We start from the raw sequence: 24,191 nt of genomic DNA on the forward strand, positions 1-24,191 counted from the left end.
AATCGCAGGAGCCAGATCCAGGGTGGTCGATCACGCGTACGTCGCGCACTCTACATGGCAGCGCTCGGCGCAGCGGAGAAAGATGCTGCCACCCGCGGACTGTCTGCATTCTCGTTGAATGATAGGATGGTTGATCCGCCTGCGGTGCGGCGCGCTCATGAGATCCTGGCTCTCGCTCTGTGACTGACCTGCCGTTAATCCACGGCCGGACAGGCGCCGGTTTTGAGCCTTGGCCGAGCTTTGCTCCTTGCCTGCCATCTTGTTTCGAGATAGATATGAAGGCACCTGGGGATCATGCCCCGGTTGGATTTGTTCATCGTGGACATCAGGCAGTTAAGATACTTTGTCGGCGTCGTCGAAGCCGGGAGTTTCACGAAGGCAGCTGCGAGCCTCAACGTTGCTCAAAGCGCTCTAAGCCTGCATGTGCGTCAGCTGGAGGAAGGGTTCGGCACCCAATTGCTGGTTCGCGACAGGACCGGTGTCAGCGTCACGGCGTCCGGAGACAAGCTGCTTGAGCGCGCGCGGACCATCCTGAAGGAAATTCAGCTCACAGAGGCCGAACTGACCAACTCGGTGGCAGCTCCCTCCGGAGAGGTGACCATCGGCATTCCGTCCGNCAGCTCACAGAGGCCGAACTGACCAACTCGGTGGCAGCTCCCTCCGGAGAGGTGACCATCGGCATTCCGTCCGGCGCCGCTCGCGTCCTTAGCGGTCCGCTGCTTGAATCGGTAAGAGGCGAATTGCCGAGAATCTCACTTAAGATGATCGAGGGCATGACGGGACCGCTCGAGGAGTGGATGGCTGCTGGCCGCTTCAATCTGGCTGTCCTTTACCGAACTGCCGAGAGTGTAGGGCGAATGACGGTGCTGGCACGGGAAGAACTTTGTCTGGTGGTGCCGCGGGGTGAACCGCCTTTCGAAGATTCGATACCGCTCGCCGACCTGCATGCGTTTCCGCTGGCGGTTCCGATGCGCAACAACAATGTCAGGCGTTCGGTGGCTGATGTCGTTGCGCAGCACGGGTGTGTGCTGGACGTCAGATTCGAAGTCGACTCCCTTTCTACGATCATCAACATGGTCATGGAAGGAAAAGCCTATTCTATCCTTGCCCCCTCGGCCATTCAGAGGGAGGCCTCTCAAGGCCAAGTCCGGACGGTTAAGATCATTGATCCGGTGATTACCCGTTCCGTGGTGCTTGCCGTCAACCCGAAAGATGAGCGCTCTCCAGCCGTCTCTGCGGTCCGTAAGCTGATCCCCAAGGTCGTAAAGACCTTGATCGAGAGCAGGCACTGGTCAGCCACAATTCCAGACCGGACTTAGGTAATCCCCAAGCCAAATTCTCCTAGCGCCATGCTCTTCACGGTTGCTTGAGTGGTGTCAATCTGGATTCGAGATGGTTTTGGGCGACATTCGATATTTGACCGCATGCAACTATCGCGATGAAATTGCAATGGAGCAAGACACGGTTGGGATATCGGCCGTTCCGGTACTTGGCAAATTCACGAAAGCGGAGCATGCGATGTCCAACACCACGACCTATCAGCTGTTCATCAACGGCAGATGGCGAGCCGGTGGTAGCGGAGCCACTCTGCCGGTAATCAATCCGGCGACGGAGATGGTATTTGCCTCGGTGGCCTCGGCGACGATACCGGATCTGGATGAGGCCCTCGCTTCGGCAGAGCGCAGCCGCAAGTCCTGGTCCTCACGGCCTGCAAAAGATCGTGGCAAGTTTCTTGTAGCAGCCGCCAGGATTCTGGCAGCGAAGGTTGAAGCGGCAGCCAGGGACCTGTCAGCCGAACAGGGAAAGACGATTGCCGAAGCAACAGGCGAGTACGCGCGCGCTGTCGAAACGCTGGAGTGGAACGGAACGCACGCCGAACAGTTGTCGGCCCCTATTCCGATAGGCCCGAACAGGATGATCGTCCCCGAGCCACTTGGCGTCGTTGCTGCCTTTACGCCTTGGAACTATCCCGCCGTTCTCATCGCCCGCAAGCTCGCCCCCGCTTTGGCGGCAGGCTGCCCCGTGATCCTCAAAGCGGCTGAAGAGACACCAAGCGCGGCTGTCCATTTCGTCGAAGCCTTGCAACAAGCGGGTATTCCGGACGGCGTGGTCAATCTCGTCTTTGGCGTTCCGGTGCAAATTTCCCGGTATCTCCTCAGCTCGCCGATTGTCAGGGTCTTGACATTTACGGGCTCTACCGAGGTTGGAAAACAGCTCGCAAAGCTCGCCGCGAATAACTTGCAGCGGTGCATTCTTGAACTCGGTGGGCACTCCCCGGTCGTTGTTTGCGAGGATGCCGACCTGGCAAAAGCTATACCGGCAATCACGGAATACAAATTCGAATGCGCGGGTCAAAGCTGCAATGCGCCCAGCAGGATCCTCGTCGCGCGCAACCTCTACGAGGAATTTCTGTCCCGGATGACGCAAGCCGCCCGCAAGATCAAGATCGGCCCACCGGACGACCCGGCGACGGAGATGGGCCCAATGGCAAACGCGCGGCGAATCGAGGCCATGCAGCGTCTGGTCAAGGATGCGGTCGATCGCGGCGCCCGCATCGAAACCGGGGGCACCCGCCTCGACCAGCCCGGTTTTTACTGGCCACCAACCATCCTGACAGGGGTGCCAAAGCATGCGAAAGTGCTTCATGACGAGCCGTTCGGGCCAATCCTCACCGTGGCGCCGTTCGACACGATCGAGGAGGGGATCGAAGAAGCCAATGCCACCGAGTATGGCTTGGCCGCCTACTTCTTCACCGGTGCAGCCGATGCGAAACGGGCGCTGATCGGCGGTCTTTCGGCAGGCGCTCTCAGTGTAAATTACCTAAAAGGCGTTTCCCCAGATGCGCCATATGGGGGCGTCAAACAGAGCGGCTATGGATACGAAGGCGGCGACCAAGGTTTTCGGAGCTTCCAGAACCTGAAACTGGTCAACGGGTTCGCGTCGTTCGGATGAGATTTCGTGAATAAAAAAACTCGGACCATTGCCAGCAAGGATATCACAAGGAGCGTCGCCGACGTCCTTCAGTACATCTCATACTACCATCCGCCCGACTATATCCGGTACCTTTCGCAGGCCTACGCGCGCGAACAGAGCCCGGCGGCGAAGAACGCCATCGGGCAGATTCTGCTGAACTCTCGCATGGCGGCCTTCGGGCGGCGCCCGATCTGCCAGGACACCGGCGTCGTGGTGGTCTTCGCAAAGGTCGGCATGGACGCCCGCATCAAATCAACGGCCAGTTTCGCTGACCTCGTGAATGAGGGCGTCCGTCGGGCATATCTCGACCCGGACAACCCCCTTCGGGCATCGATCGTTGCTGATCCGCTCGCCGGGCGGGTCAACACCCGCGACAACACGCCGGCGATCGTCCACGTCGACCTCGTGCTCGGCAACCAGATTGAGATTACCATCGCCGCAAAAGGCGGCGGGTCGGAAAACAAGGCGCGTTTCACCACCCTGAACCCCAGCGCGTCCGTTGCCGACTGGGTCGTTGAAACCGTTTCAACCCTTGGCAGCGGGTGGTGCCCGCCCGGCCTGATTTCGGTCGGTATCGGTGGCAGCGCTGAAAAGGCGATGCTGCTGGCGAAGGAGGCCATGAACGAGCCCATCGATATGTCGGAACTGATCGCCAGGGGGCCGTCAAGTGCGGAGGAGGCACTGCGGGTTGAGCTTTATGAACGAATCAATGCGCTGGGCATCGGCGCTCAGGGACTAGGCGGCCTGACGACAGTCGTTGACGTCAAAGTTGCTAGCTATCCAACCCATGTGGCGTCCAAGCCTGTGGCGCTAATCCCGCAATGCGCCGCCAATCGGCATTTGAAGTTTATCTTGGACGGCACAGGACCGGTACAGCTCCAACCGCCCGACCTTTCCGAATGGCCCCAGATCGGTCATGAGGACTTGCACACGACCGGCGTCCGTCGGGTCGATCTCAATGCGCTCACGAAGGAAGAGACGGCATCGTGGCGCTGCGGGGAAACCCTTCTTTTGTCCGGAAAGATGCTGACCGGCCGTGACGCCGCCCACGAGCGCATCGTCGACCTGATCGATGCCGGCAAGCCGCTCCCGGTCGATCTGCGCGGACGCGTGATCTACTACGTCGGACCAGTCCGCGCGGTGAGGGATGAGGTCGTCGGGCCGGCTGGTCCGACAACCTCCAGCCGCATGGACGGTTTTACTGAAAAGATACTCGTGGAGACCGGGCTATATGCGATGGTCGGCAAAGCGGAGAGAGGGCCGGCCGCCATCGAGTCGATTGTCAGATACAAAACTCCCTATCTCGTCGCAGTGGGCGGCGCTGCGTACCTGATTTCAAAGTCGATCAGGGCAGCGCGGATCGTTGCCTTTGAAGACCTGGGTATGGAAGCCATCTATGAATTCGAGGTGCAGGACATGCCGGTCATCATGGCTGTCGATGTGGAGGGAAACTCCATTCATAATTCCGGGCCCCTTGAGTGGCGTAAGCGCATGGCGGCCGACAGCATCGCACGCAGCATCGGTGTTTGAGTCTTCCGGCTGGGCGATCCGGCCAGGCTCAATGTCGCGACATCGGGCCGGGCCGGACTCGGGGCCTAGCGGCAACACGAGAGGGATTTGCGGTGCCCAGGCTCCTCGGCGAGCCAAAGAAGAATGGCCTTCAATTCATCTCGAAGCCAAATGCGCCGATGTAAACACTGCATCGACCATGCCGCCCACGCGATCGATGCTCGGGAACTGTCGAGGGTGCCAATCAGGTAAAGTAGCGGAGATTCAAAAAATGCGCTGTCAATTTCGACGAGGTCTCTGCCGAAATGCGACTATACCCTCTCCAGTGGGTCATCGCCCCGTTAGGGGGCGGGGGCGATAGCCCACTGATTCTAAGCCTTTCCATGGTTCGAACACTCTCACCTGACTTTTGACAACCCCACTCTGGCGCATTGCCGGCCGAGAATGGGTGGCGTCCACTACATTCGGTCGGTTCAATCAATGATAGAATTGGTCGGCACTAATTGCGCTGTCGACCACGGCTTGAGAGCAAAGGTCATGAAGTCGAAACCCGACCCTCTGCGACTAGACGCTTGGGACGTCCGGATTCTCTCAGAGATTCAGTCAGACGGTCGGATTTCGAAAAGCGAGCTCGCAAAGCGTGTTCACCTTTCGGCGTCGGCCTGTTCGGAGCGGCTCCGTGGGCTCCAAGCCGCAGGGATCATTGAGGGGTTCTACGCGCGGCTCAGTCCAGCCCTCATCGGGGGCATCATCTCTATAATGGTGGAGGTGGTTCTGGATCGCCATCGTCTCGAGGATCAACGACACTTCGAGACTGCGGTCCAAGAGCTTCCGGAAATCCTCGACTGCTGGGCTATCGGGGGGCGGATAGACTATCTGATGCGCGTTTCATCTCCTTCCATGGCTGCGTATCAGGATTTCATGGAGGGATTGCTGCAGGCAGACTTGGGTATCGACCAATACTACAGCCTTGTCGTGACGAAACCAGTGAAATCCAACTCACCAATCCACTTGTCCGCTTTAAGGCAACGGTAAATCCCCGAAGCCTTGGTTTCCACGGCAATCGGGGCCGATTCCGCGAATTCCGCGGCTAAAGACGTGGATTCCAGCGAAACTCGAGAGGTGTTTGCCGGTATGCTAATGGCTAACGTGGCGGCTGGCCGAGTGTTCTCAGCCGAAGGATCGCAAGGAGAGGAACGATGAGCTTGAGCAATCTGGGAACCGAGCAACTCCGGGAGAAGGATCGGAACTTCGTCTTTCATCCGTCTACGCACTTAGCCAAGCACAGCCGCGGCGAGACGCCAAATCGGATCATGGCAGGCGGAGAAGGCGTGTACATCTGGGATACGGACGGACGAAAGAGCCTTGACGGTTTCGGAGGGCTCTACTGCGTCAATATGGGATATGGTTGCACCGAGATAGCCGACGCCATTGCCCGGCAAGCACATGAACTGCCGTTCGCGCATGTCTATGCCAGCCAGGGCACGGCGCCGGTTGCCCTCTTGGCGGAGGCGGTCGTCGAATATTTCGGGCAGAACATGCGAAGGGTCTATTTCGGCCTTTCCGGTTCCGACGCCAACGAAACCAACATCAAGCTGGTCTGGTACTACAACAACATCCTCGGCCGCCCTGAAAAGAAGAAGATCATTTCGCGGCATCGCGGATATCACGGCTCCGGGCTGGTCACTGGTAGCCTGACAGGCCTTCCCTTCTTTCACGAGTTCTTCGATCTGCCTCTGGATTTGGTGCGCCATACGACGACGCCGCACCATTACCGCCAGGCACATGAGGGGGAAACAGAAGAAGCCTTCTCCAAGCGCTGCGCCGCCGAACTTGAAGCCATTGTTCTTGCTGAGAAGCCAGAGACGGTTGCAGCTTTCATCGGAGAGCCGGTACTTGGGACCGGGGGCATCGTTCCGCCCCCAAAGGGATACTGGACAGCAATTCAAGGCGTGCTCGACAAGTACGATATCCTTCTGATCGCCGATGAAGTGGTCTGCGGCTTCGCTCGCACCGGTGAGAAATTCGGTTCCCACCTCTATGGCATGCGTCCGGATCTGGTGACCATCGCCAAGGGCTTGAGTTCAGCCTACCTGCCCATCTCAGGGTCAATTATCGGCAACCGTGTCTGGTCGGTCTTGGAACAAGGAACGGAGAAGCACGGTCCACTCGGCCACGGCTGGACATATTCCGGTCACACGCTTTGCGCGGCGGCAGCGCTTGCCAACATTAAATTGCTAAAGGAAAGAAGCATCTTGGAACATGTTCGGGATGTCGGACCGTACTGGCATGCCCGAATGAAAGCCGAGCTGGGGGGTCATCCCATTGTTGGCGAGGTTCGCGGCGTAGGCATACTATCCGCCGTGGAACTGATGCGGGATCCTAAAAGGCGGGTACCATTTGAACCCGGACTTCAGGTCGGCGTGCGCGCCGCCGCTGCTCTGTTTGAGAATGGTGTCATCAGCCGGGCTATGCCGCATGGCGATATTCTCGGTTATGCCCCACCACTGATCATTACCAGAAAAGAGATCGACATCATCGTCGATGCGACTGCGAGATCGGTCGATATGACCTATCGGACGCTGAAGGCTGAGGGCACAATTTGACCCTCACGGAGGTCGGTAAATACAAACCTATTCAGATCCACTTGAATACCCGGGCAAGGCGACACATGAACCAGGCGATCCGGATTCCGACGTAAAGCCGGCCGCCATTAGAGCGAGCTTCTTGTGCTCGCGCAGGTCGTCCATGTTGATGTAGCGGTTGGCCTCCATCCAGTTTTCATTGGTCTCGACGGCCAAGGCCCTGACCAGGCGCAGGCAGCTTTCGGTGTTGGGGAAGATGCGCACGACATAGGTGCGCCGGCGGATTTCCTCGTTGAGCCGCTCCAGCATGTTGGTGGATTTGAGATGCTTGTGGTGCTGTCTCGGCAGCCTGAAGGAGGTCAGGGTTCGTTCGATGGCATCCTCGGCCCAGCCTGTCAGGCGCGGATAGCGGGCCGACCATTTGGCAAGCCATGCGGCAAGATCAGCCCTGGCCTCTGCGAGATCGCGCCGGTNGTTCGATGGCATCCTCGGCCCAGCCTGTCAGGCGCGGATAGCGGGCCGACCATTTGGCAAGCCATGCGGCAAGATCAGCCTTGGCCTCTGCGAGATCGCGCCGGTCGTAGAGCCAGCGCAATTCCTGCAGACAGTCGTCGAGACGCGGTGGCGAAGTTTCCCGCCATTTCGGCCGCTCTCCGGAACCGACTTAGCGTTGAGGACATCCGCTTTTCAGGTGCATCTAGTCTCGACCGGGGTCTCATGGCCGGCCTTGAACCAGCCGGTGTGTGCACTGCGGTTCTTCTACGGCGTGACGCTGGGCCATGCCGAGATCCCGGAACGGATTGTCTATGCGCCCTCGCAACACACTCTGCCGGTGGTGCTGAATGCCGACGAGGTTGTCCGGTTTCTTGAAGCGGTGCCGAGCCTGAAGTGTCGAAAATCGAGGCGCGTCTGCCGACCGCGCGCCTCCGGACTCTGCGCTTGCGACGGGCAGCCCATCCTCTCGACAGAGGTGGTAAGAGCGGTTGATCCTCGGGCTCGAATCGCTCGCTTGCCGAGCGGTTAGCCATTGCCGGTGTACCCGAAGCCGGCCGATCCTCCTTGCATGCACTTTCAGCCATTGCAACAAATTCTCCATATATCTTTGCAGAATATTTGCGGCTGCGAGTCGTTGACAATGGTATCCTCACCTCAATGTCTGACGTCAAGCGCGGATAAAGCTGATTGCGATTTGCGCTCAGACCACCGCACAAGCAATGTTGGAGTAACAGCAATGGCGAGAAGAGCTCTTATCCTGGTTGAAGGCTTGAGTACTATGCTGCGGTACGTCCAAGTGGCCCAGCATCTTGGCCTTCGCCCAATTGTCCTGTCGGCTGATCCAACTCGGTACGACTACCTTGCGCCGGAAAGCATTGAGGCAATCCGTGTCGACACAGGCAATTTCGATGCACTGATCCGCGAATGTTCGCGGCTAAGTGCCACCTATGACATTGCTGGCATTACGTCCGCCAGAGAATCATTCTATGCGACAGCTGGCAAGCTCTGCCGGCATTTCGATCTACCCGGGCCGAATCCCACATCGATTGAACGATGCTGCGACAAATTCGTTCAACGTCAGCTCCTCGGGGAGGCCGGCAATCCATTACCTGCTTATCGCTTGGCAGCGAATGCGGCGGACGTGGAAAGCGCTGCTGCGGAAATCGGCCTGCCGGTGATTGTTAAGCCGGCCGTAGGCGGCGGCAGCATCGGTGTCCGATTGTGCCGCAATGTCGATGAATTAGCCGAACATACGGCCTATTTGTTGGGCGGGAAGCACGTATGGCGGTCTTCGCCGAGGATACTCGTCGAAGAATTCGCACAAGGCCCTTACTATTACGCCGACATAATGGGAGATGAGGTCATTGGGATTGGCACCGGTGACTTCGGGCCCCCGCCGCATTTCGTCTTTCGTGAAATCACCCTCCCCGCCCTGCTGACCGATGATGAGCATCAGCGTATTTCCGATATTTCGCAGAGCTGTTTGCGGGCTCTCGGCCTTGAGTGGGGTCCAACCTGCATTGAATTCCGGTGGACGAAGCTTGGCCCAGTCGTTATCGAAGTCAATCCGCGTCTTGGTGGCGTGCCCGGTCCTCAACTGGTTCAGCTGGCTTACGGTATCGATCTCGTTACCGAGCACATAAAGCTTGTTATAGGCGAGGAATGGGATTTGCGCAAAAAGCATTCGCAGAGCGCGGCTGCGCGAATCCTAGTTCCTGATCGCGATGGCATCCTCGATTGGATCGATGGCGTCAGTCGGGCAGCTGCGATACCAGGTGTCGTCGAAGTCAAATTAGATGTTGAACCCAAGACGCCGATCGTCAGGAAGGGCGATCACCGAGACTGGATCGGATATGTCATCGCCGCTTCATCCAACCTTGCTCAGGCCAAGGCCACACTTCAGCGTGCCGTCGACTTCGTCGATTGGTCGATCACACCATTTCCGACCCGCGGCGAACAGTAACAAGTCTGTGCCCGGTCGCGTCCCTACAGGTGGTGTAGCTCGGCGGTTTGCCGCCGAGCGGCTGATGGAGCTGGAGGTTGGCGCCGCCAGCGTCCCCTATGGCGAGAAGAACCCGTTGCGCACGGCCCAGCGCAACGGCTATCGCGAGCGAGACTGGGAGACGCGCGCCGGCACCCTCGAGCTGCGCATCCCCAAGCTCAGGAAGGGCTCCTATTTCCCCGGTTTCCTAGACCGCGCCGCATGGCCGAGAAGGCGCTGACCACCGTCGTCCAGGAGGCCTACGTCCAGGGGATCTCGACCCGCTCGGTCGACGACCTGGTCAAGGCCATGCGCATGCGCGTTCAGATAGCCGTCGAACATCCGCAATGCCTCATTCTCGACGTCGTAGCGCCGGTTGAGGGCGCGCTTGTGACAGACGAAGGCCATGATATGCGGCGCGATCGGACTTGTAGGCTCGGGAAGACGGGGGCTCATTGCAGATCCTCCCCGTCGCCAAGAGCGATTTCACGCAAGCCGTCCACCTGGACCTTGGCGTAGATCATCGTCGACGAAGCTGCGCGATGTCCGACTAATCGCCGATGGTCTTGAGCGGAAAGCCACTATCGACCAGCCGCTGAACGCACGCATGTCGGAGCGTATGGGAACCAGGGCGGGATACGGGAATGTCTGCTCTATGCAGATATCTGGTGGCCGTGGCCGACACTGCCGGCTGCGTCAGCGGCGATCGTGGTGCCAGGTGTCGCCAGAAGAGCAGCCGGCTTGCCACCTCGGGTCGGCCGTTCTTGAGATAATCCACGATCGCCTCGCCGACGACGGGCGCCAGCGGATAGGTCGTGCTATGCTCGGCCTTGCGCTCGCGCACATGCAGGCGGTCACGCTTCCAGTCGAGGTCGTCGAGCGTCAAATCGCGACCTCGCGGGCGAAGGCCATATGTGATCATCAGCAACAGCATGGCGTAATCCCGTCGCCCAACGACGGTGCGGCGATTGACCTGGTCGAGCATCTTCTGGACGGAATCCCAACCGATCGATCGGGGAATGTCGGCCAACCTATAATGCTGGGGCACCTCGACCAGCTTGCTGATGTCGCGTTGGAGAAGACCTTCTCGATGCACATATCGGAGAAAAACCCGCGATGTGCTTGCAAGACCGATCATTGATCTGGGCCCGAAGTGCTGAGCCTGCGTCGTGACGAACCCCGTCACCACAGGCAACGAAAGCGTGGTCACCTCGCATCCAACATCCCTGAGATATCGCTCGATACCGCGCAGATAGTGCCGGTAGTGATGGATGGAGGTCGGGCGCAGGCCCCGCTCTTCGTGAAGGTAATCAAAGAATCCCGGCACCTGGGTAGCGAAAGGGATCGGCCAAGCTGTTCTACGGCTGGTGTTATCCGACTTCGAGACGACCTGGCTGAAGAAATGCCGCACAGTGCCCCCGACGAAGTTGCGATCGCGTCGACACGCATCAGCGGATCGATCGGCGCGATGAGTGACAGCCAATCGTCGATGAATGGCTCGATGAGCGCCTCGGGTTGTTCGATCTGATCAACATTGCGGGCCGCGGTGAACGCTGCAAGCTTCGTCAGGATCGGAACCCGCCGGTAGATGCTGCGAACCGCGTAAACCCGCTCACAAACCGCGGCGACATATTGATCAATCTGCGACCCGAGCCACCAACCCATTATCCCATCGACAGTCTGCGGCTTGACGAAAAAGCGTTCCAACATGGCAACCTCCATTCCAAAGTAGGGAACCGGAGGATGCGCTTCTGTTGCTGCCGCAAAGAGATGTGCCGTCTTTAGCCCACAGGAATGTCTAACGTCAGTACCTTACCGACGGTAGGCCACATAACCGGGCTGGGAACAAAACCCCGATTACGTGCCCGGGCACGTAATCGGGGATGGACGAGTCTGGGAACGCGGTGAAAAAACGAAACATCCGGACATGGGAGCCAATCCAGTCGGGGAGCGTTTGCGTCCAGGTGGCCTCGGCAAAGGTGTAGTTGGACGAACCCAGCACCGCCACGAAGATCTCCGCCTCGCGGATCTCCCGGTCTTGCGATCGACAATGGTGGCCGGTGTTTGATCGGAATGGCGGCCGGCTTCACGTCGGAATCCGCACCAGCACCGTCATCCAACCCGCGCTCTCGGCAGTGCGGTAGAGGACAGCCAGATTGAAGCGGCCGGCAGCCCTCCACTCCTCCAGCGGTCCCGTATCATCTTAAGGGAGATCCTTGGCAGCTCGTCTCTTACCGATTCAAGCAGCGGAGCGCTAAGGACACGCGCGGCCCCGGACGGAATGCCGATGGTCACCTCTCCAGAAGGAGCAGCCACCGAGTTGGTCAGTTCCGCCTCAGTGAGCTGAATTTCCCTCAGAATCGAGCGCGCCCGCTCATGCTTCCGGAGGCCGTCACACTGATGCCGGTCCTGTCGCGTACCAGCAGCTGAGTGCCGAAGCCCTCCTCCAGTTGACGCACATGGAGGCTAAGGGCGCTCTGAGCGACATGCAGGAGCGAAGCCGCCTTCGTGAAACTGCCGGCTTCCACTACGCCGACAAAGTATTTTAACTGCCTGATATCCACGGCTTAACCCAACTGAGGCAACTCCCCAGTCCCTTTGCGTTTATCTCGAAACGAGATGGCAGGCAAGACAAACCGTCGGGCCATGTTTCGGAACCCAGTGCCTGTCCGGCCACTGATTAAAGGCAGGTCAGTTACTGCTGGCGAGAGCCAGAATCTCGTGAGCGCGCCGCACCACAGGCGGATCAATCATCTTACCATTCAACGAGAATGCAGACAGTCCACGCGTGGCGGCATCGTTTTCCGCCGCGACGACGCGACGGGCCCACTCGAGTTCCTGTGCGCTTGGCGAGAAAGCCTCATTGAATATGGCCACCTGTGCCGGATGGATCGCCAAAGCTCCGGCAAAGCCAAGCCGCCGCGCATGCGCCGCGGCTTCACGAAGTTTGTCAGTGTCGGAGAACTCGCCGATGCTTCCTATAAAGCCTAGCGGGAGCAACCCGGCCGCCCGGGCGGCAAAAAGAACAGAAAGGTTCGGCGTCAAGAGAAGGTCGAATTCCGGAGCGCCGCCAACAGCGGCACTGAAGTCCTCAGGACCGAGCGCCATTGCGACCATTCTTGGATGCGCCGACGCAATAGCCGCGAGCTTTTGCAAGGCGCCCGGCGTCTCGATCTGGGCAAGGAACCGGATGCGTCCCAGCGCAAGATTTCGTTCTCGTTCAAATTCCGAAACCGCATTGGCGATCTCGGATACCCACTCTGCCGAGTCCGTCTTGGAAAGAACAAGTGCGTCAACACCCGCCACAACGGCTGCATCAAGATCGGCCGCTAACGCATGCAAACCACGATTGACCCGGACCAAAACCGAAGCGCCCTTGCGGCCCACCTTTGCCACGGATTCGGGAAGCTGCCGCCGTGCTCGCCTTTCTGATCTTGCGGAACGGAGTCCTCCAAGTCGAGTATAACGCCATCTGCCCCGCGCTCATGGGCAGCCTCCACAAAGCGCGGAACGTGAGTGGGAACGAAAAGCAGGGATCTCCAGCGGGGTAAAGCCATCGCGTTCTCAACGGCTGGAAGGGTGTCCCTGATCATGGAGTCGCCTCGGCAGTCGGTTTTAGGGAGGGCGGCGGCAGTGAGCTTTCTAGGGCGGCCGGCGTGCTGAGATGATGCGCGGGACATCTGCCCTTAGAGATCACTTGCGCGCTCACCGCACCGAGATGCGCGCTCACGCTGACGCGGCTCGCGCGCGCAAACGCGCCTGAACTTCCTCGCGAACAATCTCGGTATGAGCGCCAAGAGCCGGAACTGGGCGCAGCGAGGGGCGCTCGGAGTTGAAAATTGCCGCCGGCGCAATCGTCTCGACGGTTCCTTCGGGTGTTCTAACCTCAACCCTGCGAATGTGTGGATGGTTTGAAACATCCACCACTTCGTTCAGTCGGCCATATGCCAAGCCGGCCGCCTCAAGCTCTCGCATCGCTTCATGGCAGGACAGTTCACAAAAGCGCCTCTCAATGACCTCATCAAGTTGCGCGCGGTGACTTAGGCGCTCCATATTATCGGCAAAACGAGGTGCGCGTGTAAGCTCCGGCTGCTTCAGGAATTTCTCGCAGAAGTTTACCCATTCGCGGTCATTTTGAACCGAAAAGATGAGCTCTTTGCCGTCAGAGCAACGATAGGCGCCATAGGGTACCAGCGACGGGTGTTTCACGCCGGCGCGTACGGTGTGATAGCCGCTGTAGTCACTTTGTAGAACCGGAACATTCATCCAGTCGGCGATGGAATCGAACAGTGACACCTGGATGCTGGTGCCTTCGCCGGTGACTTCGCGGTGATAGAGGGCCTGAAGAATGGCGCTATGCGCTGTCATGCCCGCCGAGATGTCACACACCGAGACCCCTACACGCGCGGGCCCTTGTTGGTTGCCGGTGATTGCGCATAGACCTGCTTCGGCCTGGACGATCAGATCATAAGCCTTCAAATGGGAATATGGCCCTTTGTCCCCGAAACCCGAGATGTCGCAGGCGATCAGCCGCGGATGCCGGCAACGCATATCAGCAGACCCGAAACCCAGTTTTTCGATACTGCCCGGCTTCAAATTCTGGATGAGGACGTCAGCATCGGCAATGAGCGCGTCGAGGACCTCGCGGTCCGCCTCCAACCTCAGGTCTAGACACACCGACTCCTTGCCCCGGTTGAGCCAGACGAAGTAAGCGCTCTGCCCCCGAACCAACTTGTCATAGCTTCGGGCAAAGTCACCTTCCGGCCGTTCGATCTTGATTACCCGGGCGCCGGCATCCGCAAGGCGAGATGACGCATAAGGCGCGGCCACAGCCTGCTCCACCGCAACAACTGTGATCCCCTCAAGGCTGTTCTGCATTGGTCACACACCGCGCTTTTCACCCAACATTTTCAGTTGCTCGACGGTTCAGGATCGCAAGCAAACGGTTCTGCTCGTTCCCAACGATGGAAAATGCCTCGTCGACACCCATTCCTGGTTTTGCGAGCATCATGTCGGCCTGGGTCGCTACCGAAATGTGGACTGAAGCCTGGGCGGAGAGATCTGTCTCGGTACAGCTTCCCCCGACATACGCCCCCACCCTATTCTCCTTGCAGATGAGAACTGCGCGCGCGGTATCGGCTATTGAGCCTACGTCGGGGGTTTTGATTTGAACGAGATGCGCGGCCTTCGCTTCTGCAAAGAGCCGAATATCCTCGAGAGTATTGCATCTCTCATCCACGACAATACGCGCGCTGGAACCCCGGTTGTCCAAAATCGATACGATCTTGGCGTAGTTCTCAATTTGGGCCTGTGTGGAACCGAAGTCCGCCGGGCACTCGATGTTGAGCGTAAAACCCGGAACGGTATCGGCAACCCTGCAGATAAAGTCGGCGATCCGTTGCGGCTCCAGACCGATCTCCAGGCCGATCCAGCCGTAGACGTCGAAATGCAGCACCGGATGATACCCCGGGCGGCCGATTTCGCGCGTGCGCGCTGCAACCCACTTCACGAACTCCACGAACGTCTGGCCGTCTGTGCCGAATTTTTGGCGTGAGTTGATAAGGCCGTGGGGAAGCACATCCACCACCTTTAGAATCATTTTGTCGACGTTGATTTCGCGACCGTCACCGCTCTGGCAATAAATTGGGACGCGGCACGTCGGCAGCTGCAGACGAAACTCCGCGCATATGATCTCCGCCATCGTCTTGCGCTCAAGATGGGCCGCTGCACGAAGAAGAGCTTGGCTGACGCCATACTCAACAGCCAGAGGTAATCGCCGATTTTCGACAGTTTCAAAAACTTTTGCGCAAGAATTACGAAACCAAGAGGCATCCACATCAAGAAGCCGCGGTGCGACAACGCGGGACGTTAAATCTGAGATTTGATCGGTGTCGAACAGAGGATCGCGTCCACCGGCTCCAGAGTACTGGACGTTCATCATGTCGCCCCAAACTACGGCCCCGTCGGTAAGGACGAGCCCGACGCTGAGCGAAGATGCTGGAACACGAATGGATTTGAACCCACGCGTTTTCGGTCCGCCGACATAGATGAAGCCGTCCTGGGTTGCGCCCGACCTAATGGCTTCCTGATCGTCGTAGAAAAATGCGCCGTTGCCAGGCGCGAGCAAGACATCTTTGATCTGCACTTCGTTTCGCTCTTTGTTCCAACGCATTTGAGGCCGGATCAGACCCACCCACTACCCGCGCAATTATGCGTCATTTGGCATTGAGTTCGCCAATATAAAGTTCCGGGCGGTGCCATCGAGTTTTCAGATAGCTCGCGCCCGCGCAAGGAAATCCGCAACACCGCTCTTCGGCGAACGGCCAGCGAATTAAAGCTCTACGACCTGATCATGGCGTACGTGGTCGCGAACCTTCATATCGGTCAAGTGCTTCGGAACCTGCCGACGAACCGTGCATAACCGTGATGAATGGCGACATATGGCACAATAGTGGACTCGAAACGGAAGACCAACCGTCCAATTTGTCTCAATAGTACTCGGGACCCGCCTGAAGCCGGAACAGCCCCAGCATAGCTTGTTCCTCGAACTCGACGAGGCTCAGATAGCCTAGCGTCGAGTGCCTTCGCCGAGGGTTATAGAAGCGCTCGATGCAATCGGAACACATCGACGTCATCTCTCGTCCTGTAGACCTCGCAGGCTGTCCGCTCGGTCTTGAGCGACGAGAAGAAGCTCTCCATCGCAGCGTTGTCCCAGACGTTGCCCGACCGGCTCATTGAACAAATGATGCCGTGGTCGGCCACCGATCGCTGGAACTGCTCGCTCGTATGTTGGGCGGATTCAATGGTCGTCGCAACGCCCTCAAGTTGGAGGTTGCGATGAGTATGGCGTGTCAAACGGCCGTTTAATTGCGGGTATTTGTCAATCCGGATCTCGCGTTGCCATCGCCGGGCTCATGGTCCTTTCCAGCGGCCGGCGATATAGGTCTGTTCCGGGGGGGTAACGCCGGGGACCGTCAGGTAGGAAAGGGAATAGGCGTGTGCCAAGCTCAGTCTTCCTTTGCCGTATCAGGTGGCGCAGGCAAGTGACTTAGGCGCGCGGGAAGGGTCCGACCCAGCAGTTCCTCGGCCTTGGCAACAGGGGCGCGCAGAGCGTCCCAGTCAATGCCGGTCGAAAGACCCATCTCCTCGCAGGCGAAGGCCACGTCCTCGGTCGCGATATTGCCTGTGGCCTTGGGTACGAAGGGGCATCCACCAAGGCCGCCAAGCGCGGCGTCGAAGACCCGAACCCCGGCCTCAATGCCTGCCAGCATATTGGCCAGCCCTAGGCCCCGTGTGTCGTGCAGATGCAAGGAAAGCGCGACCTCGGGACCGATGTCGTCGCTCAGGCGGCGACAAAGCGTGAAGACCTGGCGCGGATTGGCCACCCCCGCCGTATCTGCGATGTTGATCTCGTGTACGCCCAATAGGGCGAAATNCCGTGTGTCGTGCAGATGCAAGGAAAGCGCGACCTCGGGACCGATGTCGTCGCTCAGGCGGCGACAAAGCGTGAAGACCTGGCGCGGATTGGCCAACCCCGCCGTATCTGCGATGTTGATCTCGTGTACGCCCAATAGGGCGAAATCCCGCGCGATGTCGATAACCCGCGCTGGATCGACCAATCCCTCGAAGCCGCAGCCAAGCGCCGACTGGATCCCCGCCCGAACCGTCACCCCTTCGGACAGCGCCGTTGCAATAACTGGTGCGATGGCCGCGCGGCCCTCGTCTACGCTGCGATTTGTATTCTTCTGCGAATGCGTCTCGGAGGCAGAAATCGAGATCGACAGATGCGTCAGCCCCACACCAAGCGCACGTTCGAGTCCTGCTTTGTTCAACACAAGGGCCGTATAGGTCACGCCTGCCTTCCGGCTGATCCGTTCGCAAAGCGCATCGGTATCTGCCATCTGCGGCACCCATTTCGGATGCACAAACGAGCCGACCTGGATGCGCCGGACCCCTGCCGACTCCAGCGCCTCGACAAAGCGCAGCTTTTCGTCGAGCGAGAACATCCGCGCCTCGTTCTGCAAGCCGTCTCGGAGGAATTCGTCCTCGATCAGGATATCACCGGAAAAATCAAACATCAGAGAGCCCCGTAAGTCCCTGGTCGCGAACCATCTTGCCCACCTGCCGCAGGCTCTCGCCGGAAGTCGGAAAGTCTTTCTCAAATATCTGCGATCCGTTGAAGCCGGTCTCGACATTGAGTTTTTTACTTAGATCGGTGGCTATCGAAGTTTTCATTTTGCCAAACCTTCCGATTTTCGCTGCCTGTTTTTTCAAATCTATGCAGGTATTTGGAAATGCCTTAGCTACCTTGTTATGCAGTGAACTGTTTGGCTGTGCACGCGAATGCCTCGGCCCATAGTGCCAAGGCATGTTGGTCATGCCTCGCGGATACATAATGGCGGCCATAGGGGCTGTGCATTGACATCACGCCATTGCGCCTGAGTTCCAGGTGGAGGTTCAATGTGAAGTCGGGGTCCGAAATCGACATGGCCTCGCGATAATTTGTCGGCTCTTTGTCTCCGCGCCAGACTGTAAAGACCGTCCCGTAGCCGCTTGTGCAGATGGATATGCCCTCAGCGGCGAAGGCGCTCACGACACTCTCCCTCAATTGATTGCCGGCCTGCAGAACGGACGGATAGTCCACGGTGTCGACGACGCTCATAGTGGCTTTTACCGCAGCGCAGGCTAGCGGATTGCCGTTATAGGTTCCGGCTCTGTTGACCCGCTGCTCGTCGAAAGCAGCCGCGATCTCTGGCGAAAAAAGTAACGCCGCGACGGCGACCCCGTTTCCGATTGCCTTTCCAACGGTAGCCATATCGGGTTCGACACCAAGCAAGTGGCTTGCCAATCCCGGATGGAGCCGAAACCCCATCAGAACCTCGTCCATGATGACCAGAGCCCCATGCTGTCTGGCGACAGCAGTTGCGTATTGAAGGTAGCCTGCTTCCGCGAGGATACACCCCGCGTTCGCCATCATGGGTTCGAGAACGATCGCGGCTATGTCAGTACATTCCATGAAGAGGAGATCGGCATCTTCCTTGTCGTTGAAGCGCAGGAGCAACGTATCGCCCTTCGACGGCCTTTCGTTCGACGCCATCGCCGCCTCGCGCGATCCGGCATNTGAAGCGCAGGAGCAACGTATCGCCCTTCGACGGCCTTTCGTTCGACGCCATCGCCGCCTCGCGCGATCCGGCATTGCCGAACGCTACATCGTCGAACCAGCCATCATAGCCTGCCGCCATCTTGACGATCTTGCGGCGCCCCGTGATCGCTTTTGCGGCACGGCAGGCGAGGTGCACGGCCTCACTGCCCGAGTTCAAGAACACCACCTTGGTGAGATTGCGGGTATGGGACGCCAGACTGGCCGCTGCCTCCTCCTCGAGAGCATGGGCGTAGGCCGGCATGGAGCCCCTATCGATCGCTTCGTGGATCGCTTGCGAAACCTGCTGATCGCCATGCCCCAGAAATGTCGCTCCGAATCCCAAAGCGGTGTCGACATAACGCCGGCCCTGGTCGTCCCAGACATAAGGACCCTCTGCCTTTGACACGAGGAAACGCCGCCCGTTCACATCGGGTACCACTCGCCCCGCGCTTGAGATACCGCCAACCAGGTGCTGCATGACCTAAACTCCAAACAGGCGCGGAAGCCATTCGGTGAGCGAAGGAAACGCGACCAGCACCGCAACACAGACAATGCTCGCGATCCAATACGGCACCAGCCAGACCGAAACCGACCACATGTCGATTTTCGCGACCTTGCACACGACGAAGATATTTGTGCCGATCGGCGGCGTGAACAGACCGATGCCCAGCGTCATGGTGAACACGATGCCGGTCTGGTAGGGCGTGAGCCCCGCCGCGAGCGCGATTGGCACGAGGATAGGCGCGAGGATGATCAGCGCGGGGCCGAGATCCAGCCAAAAGCCTACGACCTTCAGCAATCCCAAAACCAGGATTATGGTGATCAATGGCGACGTGTGCAGTCCGGTAATCCACGCTGCGGCGTTGGCCGGCACTTGCTCCACGGTCAAAGTCCAGCCGAATGGTGTGGCGAGAGCCATGATCATCATGATCACGCCCGTCGTTGCCACGGCGCCGGCCGCAGCGGAGTAGAGCGAACGGATCGGAAGTTCCCGGTAGACCAGGATACCGACGAAGAACGAGTAGACGACTGCAAGTGCAGACGCCTCCGTGGCCGTGGCAATGCCGCCAATTATGGACCCCAACACGAGCACCGGCATCAACAGTGCCGGCAATGCACCAATGGCGTCACGGCCGATCTCTCCCCAGGACGCGGGTGTATCGCTACGCGGGAAATTGTTGCGTCGCGCGACGATGTAGGAAGTCACCATGAAAGTCGCCGCGATAAAGGCGCCGGGAACTAGCGCTGCGACAAGCAGGCCGCCGACCGACGTGCCCGTCAGAACGCCATACAGGATAAGGATGACGCTCTGCGGCCCAATGATGCCCAGCGTGCCGGACGCCGCGGTCACAGCCGCCGCGAACGCTTTGGGATAGCCACGCTCCGCCATTGCCGGGATCATGATTGCGCCGACCGCGCCCGTATCGGCGGTGGCCGACCCACTTATACCGCCATAGACCAGGGCGGTGGCGACGTTTACCAACCCGAGACCTCCCCTGATGCGCCCGAAAATATGCTCCGCCATCCGCATGATCCGCGCAGTCAACCCACCCCGGTTCATCAACTCGCCAGCAAAGAGAAACAGCGGAATCGCGGCGAGCGTAATGGCATCCGCACCTCGGATGGTTTGCTGGCCGAACCACTCGAACGGCAAACCAAGGTTGCCGAAATAGATTGTCAGGAGGCTGGCTATGCCCATGCACCAGGCGATCGGGACACCGATTAGGAGCAGGAACGAAAAGCTTAAGATGAGGATCGCGACCGTCATTGCGCTTCGCCTTTCCCGGCCGCCGAGAACTGCAAGCCCAGAACCCGCGGAACACGCGAGGCAGCGATGCAAATCGCGGATACGCCCAGGATAAGGACGGTGATAGTGATCACGCCGGTGGGCATCCGCAGCACGGAAGTCGGCACCGCCCATGACCGTTGCCAGACCGCCCAGCCACTAACCATGAAGGCAATACCGATTGCCAGCAGCGCGATCGTACCGAGGATGTCGAAGACCCCCCTCAGACGAGCAGGAGCGCTGTGGTTCAGCGCTTCGAATGCGACGTTCTCACCCCGCAGCTCGGCATTGATTACTCCGATGAAGGTGATCCAGATGAATGCAATGCCAGCGATCTCGAAGGACCATTCGACGCCTCCAAATTCAAAATAGCGCGCGATGACGCTGAGCAGGGTCGAGCCGAACATGACGACGAACGCAGCCACGCCGACGAACTCGAATGCGAGCACCAGCCACCCCCGCCCAGCCGGAGGGGGATTCAAGGTATCGGACTCCATGGAGATCACCCTAGTTGGAGGTCGCGGCTTGCTTGACGGCGGAGACCAGATCGGCGCCCCATTCATTGGAGAACTTGTCGTAGACGGGTTTGACGAGCACGACGAACGGCGCCGTATCCACGGTGGTGACCTTGACGCCTTTCTCCTCGAGCTTCTTCTGCGTTTCGGCGTAGGTCGCTGTCAGCTCGGTGCGATACCAGGCAACCGTATCGGAGGCGGATTTTTTCACTGAGGCCTGTTCGGCGGGGGTAAGGAAGTCGAACTTGTCCTTGTTCATGTACCACCAGTTGGCGGTCCAGATATAGTTGGAGATCGAGAGGCTCTTCACGACCTCGTACCATTTGGAGTCATAGTAATCGCGCATCTCGGGTTCGACGGCTGCAACGACGTGCGACTGCAGCGCCGTGTAGACCTGTCCGAAAGGGATAGATTCCGCGAGTGCGCCCAGGCCTTTCATCGTAGCCAGAATAACCGGGTTTGGAGGTGTCCTGATCTTGATTCCGGCCAGATCAGCCGGCGTCACAATCGCCTTGCTGGTGGCGAACTGTCGGAACCCTGAATCCAAAACGCCCAGCATAAGGTAGCCTCGGCCTTCCCCAAGGCGTTGCACCTGCTGCCCCTGGTCACTGTCAAGGAATTTGTGGACATTATCCGCATCGCGAAATAGGAACGGCAGCGAAAGCACGTTCAAGCGCGGGTCGATTGCATCGACGGCTCCGCCAAGGCCGATGTCGATAGAGCCCGCGCCGACACCATCGGCGATCGGGCCTTCGTCACCCAGTTGCGCGTTTGGGAAAATCTGAACTTTCACCGACTGTTGTGTGGCGTCCGTGACTTCGGCTGCGAATTTCTCCATCGCCTTGTTGATAAGACTATCGGCAGAGGAAGCATGCGCAAGCCGCAATGTCGTTTCAGAACTTGCTTGGGCCACCCACAAGCTCGAGACGCAGAAGACGCCCCCGATGAGCGAGGCGAGAATCTGGCACGGTGTCGTGGTCTTGAACATTGGTTCCCCTTTGCGATCTTGTTATTGCCGCAACTTTAAAATAACCGCGCCAGCGGACCTGAAAACCACAAATTTGTTATTGCAGCATAAGCGTAGTTGATACCTGATGAGCCGTTGATGGAGCTCCAAACGTCATTCATCCCAAGCGCGGTCAGAGATTCAATGTCAGATTAATGTACCGTACGCGTCATCATCTGGCATAATCAAACCGCTGCGAACCCTTGGAGCTGGACGAATGCGCAATCTCGACAGCGATGCTTTGGCAGCCTTCGTCGCTGTCGCGGAAACAGGCAGTTTTACCGCGGCCGCCGAGCGCCTGGGTCGAACCCAAGCTGCCGTCAGCATGGCAGTCGGCAGGTGGGAGGAGCGTCTCGATCTGCGACTGTTCGATCGAGGTCACCGCCGCGTAACGCTAACTCCGATTGGTGAGCGTCTCTTAGGCTACGCGCGGAGGATTCGCGCGATAGAAGACGAGGCTCTTGCGACCCTCCTCGAAGGCAGAAACGAAAGCCGAGTGCGATTAGGCATGCCGGATGACTACCTCACTCTGTTCGGTACGGCGCTTATGCAGCGCTTCGTTCCACAGCACCCGACCGTCAGTCTCGATCTTCAGTATGATTTTTCGCACCGTCTCGAATACATGGTCGAAAATCGCGAACTGGACATAGCGATCATCACCCAGAACGCAGGAGATCCCAAAGGTGAGGTCATCAGATTGGAAAAACAGGTCTGGTGTTCCGCGCCGAACAGACGCCCCGAGGAAGCCAGCTGTGTCCAACTCGCGCTTTTCCCCGACGGGTGCCGGGCGCGCCCGCAGATTTTGTCTGCTCTCGAACGGGCGGACCGGCGCTGGCGCATTGTCTATTCTTCTTCAGATATTGCCGGCATTCAGTTGGCGGTTGTTTCCGGTGACCTTTTGACGGTCCTGCCAGAAGCCGTGGTGCCGGCAGACTGGCGCAAGTTGACGACTGAGGATGGGATGCCGGACCTCCCACTTTTGCGTCTGGCGATGGTTCTTCCACAACAACCACGCTTGGCGGTCAGGCAACTCGCCACTTTCTTGAGGACGGAGTTTCAAAGCACGGTGGTCGAACCGTTTCCCAATCGGACGTTGAAGCCACAAACTTTGTCTCACTGACCCGCTTCCGCAATACTTCGGAGGACTCAACCCTCTGACTCGGCGCCCGTGCTGGTCGAACGGACCATGGCTTGGCGGCGCTGGGTTGGAATTTGTGCTGCGGAACGGTTGGTATGGGATGGGACGAAGTGGTTTCGGACGGCGGACTACCGAATCGCACTATCAGACCACGGCACTAGCGAAGGTTTCCATTGCATCCAGTGGAAGATCGGTCGTGACATTCTGCGGCGCAAGAGCTTCCTACCGCGAACTCGTCGATCTCGATGCCGACCAATATAATGAGACGAAATCGGGCTTTGGACCAACATGTCGTGAAGAATGCGAGGTCACCGTCGCTGTCATTGCGCCGGGTCTCGAGGCCACGGGCGCCCCAAAAAAGACTGCGGAGCCGACCATCAGGATCTGATCCGCTGGCCTGTCCAGGGCGTCCGACGCATCGCCACCATGCCCAGCGTCGCATAAAACCCGCCTACGTCATTGCGTGGTCATGCTGGAGGCGCGCCCATCAGGCCTGCCGCTCGACGAGCTCACGTGAATGCTCCACCGCCTGAAAGGCGGTGGCTTCGGGTTACGACTTAAAGCCGGATCGGTCCGCCGATGGGCGGACAGGAGCGAAACTCACGTCACGTTGAAGTTGTCGTCGGGCTCCGGCGGCTTCTGGTTTCTTGATATACTCGACCCCACATCTCGTCGGTCACGTTCCCACTGGTGGTTACCCAATAGCCGCTGGCCGACAGGTGCTGGCCCCAGTAGCGCTTGCGCAATATACCGAACTCGCTCAGCAGCTTGTGTGAACTGCGCCCCTTCAGGTGCTGCACGGCTCGCGATACCGACAGGTTCGGCGGGATCGACACCCAGCGTATGCACATGGTCGCGATTGATCGATCCGGCATGCACAACCATCTCATGCGCCTGCGCCGTCTCGCGCAGTAGTTCCCGCCGGGTCCCAACGTCGCCACAAGCACCGCGTAACGGTATCTCGTCACCCAAACCAGGTGATACTTGCAGTCCCAAACCGTGTGGCTGCCACGCTTGTATGCTTCCATCCACACAATCTATACCGGAAGCGCCACAATCCC

19 protein-coding genes and 7 pseudogenes are annotated in these 24,191 nt (G+C 58.8%); 9 read left to right on the top strand and 17 right to left on the bottom strand.

Going from position 1 to position 24,191, the window contains the following annotated elements:
* Nucleotides 1–318: 318 nt before the first annotated feature.
* The 5 genes and pseudogenes from X750_RS01000000162620 to X750_RS159760 all read left to right on the top strand — a co-directional run bounded on the left by X750_RS01000000162620 (nt 319) and on the right by X750_RS159760 (nt 7,088).
* Nucleotides 319–1,319 (top strand): annotated as a pseudogene (locus X750_RS01000000162620) (LysR family transcriptional regulator).
* Between the two features lie 199 nt (nt 1,320–1,518).
* Nucleotides 1,519–2,952, top strand: coding sequence for an NAD-dependent succinate-semialdehyde dehydrogenase (locus tag X750_RS159775; RefSeq protein ID WP_023746714.1), 1,434 nt, complete (start codon nt 1,519–1,521; stop codon nt 2,950–2,952).
* A gap of 6 nt (nt 2,953–2,958) precedes the next feature.
* Complete coding sequence (locus tag X750_RS159770) at nt 2,959–4,503, top strand: fumarate hydratase (protein WP_023746715.1); 1,545 nt, start codon at nt 2,959–2,961, stop codon at nt 4,501–4,503.
* A gap of 516 nt (nt 4,504–5,019) precedes the next feature.
* Nucleotides 5,020–5,517, top strand: coding sequence for an Lrp/AsnC family transcriptional regulator (locus X750_RS159765; protein ID WP_023746716.1), 498 nt, complete (start codon nt 5,020–5,022; stop codon nt 5,515–5,517).
* A 164-nt stretch (nt 5,518–5,681) separates the two neighbouring features.
* On the top strand, nt 5,682–7,088 hold the full coding sequence (locus X750_RS159760) for an aminotransferase (RefSeq protein WP_023746717.1): 1,407 nt from the start codon (nt 5,682–5,684) through the stop codon (nt 7,086–7,088).
* 27 nt (nt 7,089–7,115) lie between these two features.
* Here X750_RS159760 and X750_RS159755 read toward each other — a convergent pair.
* Together X750_RS159755 and X750_RS1000000165630 are read right to left on the bottom strand one after the other, a co-directional pair.
* Nucleotides 7,116–7,538, bottom strand: a pseudogene (locus X750_RS159755) (transposase); the annotation flags it as partial.
* Between the two features lie 4 nt (nt 7,539–7,542).
* Nucleotides 7,543–7,680, bottom strand: a pseudogene (locus X750_RS1000000165630) (transposase); the annotation flags it as partial.
* Between the two features lie 44 nt (nt 7,681–7,724).
* Here X750_RS1000000165630 and X750_RS1000000166700 point away from each other — a divergent pair.
* From X750_RS1000000166700 to X750_RS1000000166705, 3 genes and pseudogenes are all read left to right on the top strand, one after another.
* Nucleotides 7,725–7,968, top strand: a pseudogene (locus tag X750_RS1000000166700) (integrase); the annotation flags it as partial.
* Nucleotides 7,969–8,298: 330 nt separating this feature from the next.
* Complete coding sequence (locus tag X750_RS159750) at nt 8,299–9,525, top strand: acetyl-CoA carboxylase biotin carboxylase subunit family protein (RefSeq protein WP_023746720.1); 1,227 nt, start codon at nt 8,299–8,301, stop codon at nt 9,523–9,525.
* 64 nt (nt 9,526–9,589) lie between these two features.
* Nucleotides 9,590–10,062, top strand: a pseudogene (locus X750_RS1000000166705) (transposase).
* A 31-nt stretch (nt 10,063–10,093) separates the two neighbouring features.
* Here X750_RS1000000166705 and X750_RS1000000166710 read toward each other — a convergent pair.
* From X750_RS1000000166710 to X750_RS159725, 14 genes and pseudogenes are all read right to left on the bottom strand, one after another.
* Nucleotides 10,094–10,831 (bottom strand): tyrosine-type recombinase/integrase, encoded by a 738-nt coding sequence (locus X750_RS1000000166710; RefSeq protein WP_245271811.1) that lies wholly within the window; start codon nt 10,829–10,831, stop codon nt 10,094–10,096.
* Nucleotides 10,750–11,253: a hypothetical protein gene (locus X750_RS1000000166715; protein WP_245271819.1), complete on the bottom strand. Its 504-nt coding sequence runs from the start codon at nt 11,251–11,253 to the stop codon at nt 10,750–10,752. The genes X750_RS1000000166710 and X750_RS1000000166715 overlap by 82 nt, the downstream gene beginning before the upstream one ends.
* Nucleotides 11,254–11,641: 388 nt before the next feature.
* A pseudogene (locus X750_RS1000000165635) lies at nt 11,642–12,107 on the bottom strand (LysR family transcriptional regulator); the annotation flags it as partial.
* Nucleotides 12,108–12,234: 127 nt separating this feature from the next.
* On the bottom strand, nt 12,235–12,939 hold the full coding sequence (locus X750_RS01000000162635; protein ID WP_245271803.1) for an aldolase/citrate lyase family protein: 705 nt from the start codon (nt 12,937–12,939) through the stop codon (nt 12,235–12,237).
* 330 nt (nt 12,940–13,269) lie between these two features.
* Nucleotides 13,270–14,421, bottom strand: coding sequence for a CaiB/BaiF CoA-transferase family protein (locus X750_RS159745; RefSeq protein ID WP_023746726.1), 1,152 nt, complete (start codon nt 14,419–14,421; stop codon nt 13,270–13,272).
* 19 nt (nt 14,422–14,440) lie between these two features.
* Nucleotides 14,441–15,688, bottom strand: a complete 1,248-nt coding sequence (locus X750_RS159740; protein ID WP_023746727.1) for a methylaspartate ammonia-lyase — start codon at nt 15,686–15,688, stop codon at nt 14,441–14,443.
* 343 nt (nt 15,689–16,031) lie between these two features.
* Nucleotides 16,032–16,338 (bottom strand): annotated as a pseudogene (locus X750_RS1000000166720) (integrase core domain-containing protein); the annotation flags it as partial.
* A gap of 212 nt (nt 16,339–16,550) precedes the next feature.
* Entirely contained in the window at nt 16,551–17,621 is a 1,071-nt protein-coding gene (locus tag X750_RS159735) for a hydroxymethylglutaryl-CoA lyase (RefSeq protein WP_023746728.1), read from the bottom strand.
* Nucleotides 17,614–17,778, bottom strand: a complete 165-nt coding sequence (locus X750_RS1000000166305; RefSeq protein WP_198020963.1) for a hypothetical protein — start codon at nt 17,776–17,778, stop codon at nt 17,614–17,616. The genes X750_RS159735 and X750_RS1000000166305 overlap by 8 nt, the downstream gene beginning before the upstream one ends.
* 76 nt (nt 17,779–17,854) lie before the next feature.
* On the bottom strand, nt 17,855–18,640 hold the full coding sequence (locus X750_RS1000000166725) for an aminotransferase class III-fold pyridoxal phosphate-dependent enzyme (protein WP_245271804.1): 786 nt from the start codon (nt 18,638–18,640) through the stop codon (nt 17,855–17,857).
* Complete coding sequence (locus X750_RS1000000166730) at nt 18,546–19,163, bottom strand: aminotransferase class III-fold pyridoxal phosphate-dependent enzyme (protein WP_245271805.1); 618 nt, start codon at nt 19,161–19,163, stop codon at nt 18,546–18,548. Before X750_RS1000000166730 ends, X750_RS1000000166725 begins: the two co-directional genes overlap by 95 nt.
* 3 nt (nt 19,164–19,166) lie before the next feature.
* Nucleotides 19,167–20,453 carry a TRAP transporter large permease gene (locus X750_RS159730; protein ID WP_023746730.1) on the bottom strand — a complete coding sequence of 429 codons (1,287 nt, stop codon included), beginning with the start codon at nt 20,451–20,453 and terminating at the stop codon, nt 19,167–19,169.
* A complete protein-coding gene (locus tag X750_RS01000000162645) occupies nt 20,450–20,968 on the bottom strand; it encodes a TRAP transporter small permease subunit (RefSeq protein ID WP_023746731.1) in 519 nt (172 codons plus the stop codon). The genes X750_RS159730 and X750_RS01000000162645 overlap by 4 nt, the downstream gene beginning before the upstream one ends.
* A 10-nt stretch (nt 20,969–20,978) precedes the next feature.
* Nucleotides 20,979–21,974 carry a TRAP transporter substrate-binding protein gene (locus X750_RS159725; RefSeq protein WP_023746732.1) on the bottom strand — a complete coding sequence of 332 codons (996 nt, stop codon included), beginning with the start codon at nt 21,972–21,974 and terminating at the stop codon, nt 20,979–20,981.
* Between the two features lie 235 nt (nt 21,975–22,209).
* Between X750_RS159725 and X750_RS159720 the strand changes: the two genes are divergently transcribed.
* Complete coding sequence (locus tag X750_RS159720; RefSeq protein WP_023746733.1) at nt 22,210–23,112, top strand: LysR family transcriptional regulator; 903 nt, start codon at nt 22,210–22,212, stop codon at nt 23,110–23,112.
* Nucleotides 23,113–23,735: 623 nt separating this feature from the next.
* On the opposite strand, the gene tnpA is transcribed toward X750_RS159720, so the two are convergent.
* On the bottom strand, nt 23,736–24,158 hold the full coding sequence (gene tnpA / locus X750_RS1000000167495) for an IS200/IS605 family transposase (RefSeq protein WP_348524463.1): 423 nt from the start codon (nt 24,156–24,158) through the stop codon (nt 23,736–23,738).
* Between the last annotated feature and the right edge of the window lie 33 nt (nt 24,159–24,191).

Source organism: Mesorhizobium sp. LNJC391B00 (genome assembly GCF_000502535.1).
Classification (GTDB): domain Bacteria; phylum Pseudomonadota; class Alphaproteobacteria; order Rhizobiales; family Rhizobiaceae; genus Mesorhizobium.

Excerpts from the sequence above, each read along its gene's own strand:
- X750_RS159775 (WP_023746714.1), top strand. The coding sequence starts at position 1,519 with ATGTCCAACACCACGACCTATCAGCTGTTCATCAACGGCAGATGGCGA.
- X750_RS159765 (WP_023746716.1), top strand. The coding sequence starts at position 5,020 with ATGAAGTCGAAACCCGACCCTCTGCGACTAGACGCTTGGGACGTCCGG.
- X750_RS159760 (WP_023746717.1), top strand. The coding sequence starts at position 5,682 with ATGAGCTTGAGCAATCTGGGAACCGAGCAACTCCGGGAGAAGGATCGG.
- X750_RS159750 (WP_023746720.1), top strand. The coding sequence starts at position 8,299 with ATGGCGAGAAGAGCTCTTATCCTGGTTGAAGGCTTGAGTACTATGCTG.
- X750_RS1000000166715 (WP_245271819.1), bottom strand. The coding sequence starts at position 11,253 with ATGTTGGAACGCTTTTTCGTCAAGCCGCAGACTGTCGATGGGATAATG.
- X750_RS159745 (WP_023746726.1), bottom strand. The coding sequence starts at position 14,421 with ATGCAGAACAGCCTTGAGGGGATCACAGTTGTTGCGGTGGAGCAGGCT.
- X750_RS1000000166305 (WP_198020963.1), bottom strand. The coding sequence starts at position 17,778 with ATGAAAACTTCGATAGCCACCGATCTAAGTAAAAAACTCAATGTCGAG.
- X750_RS1000000166725 (WP_245271804.1), bottom strand. The coding sequence starts at position 18,640 with ATGGCGTCGAACGAAAGGCCGTCGAAGGGCGATACGTTGCTCCTGCGC.
- X750_RS159730 (WP_023746730.1), bottom strand. The coding sequence starts at position 20,453 with ATGACGGTCGCGATCCTCATCTTAAGCTTTTCGTTCCTGCTCCTAATC.
- X750_RS01000000162645 (WP_023746731.1), bottom strand. The coding sequence starts at position 20,968 with ATGGAGTCCGATACCTTGAATCCCCCTCCGGCTGGGCGGGGGTGGCTG.
- X750_RS159725 (WP_023746732.1), bottom strand. The coding sequence starts at position 21,974 with ATGTTCAAGACCACGACACCGTGCCAGATTCTCGCCTCGCTCATCGGG.
- X750_RS159720 (WP_023746733.1), top strand. The coding sequence starts at position 22,210 with ATGCGCAATCTCGACAGCGATGCTTTGGCAGCCTTCGTCGCTGTCGCG.
- tnpA (WP_348524463.1), bottom strand. The coding sequence starts at position 24,158 with ATGGAAGCATACAAGCGTGGCAGCCACACGGTTTGGGACTGCAAGTAT.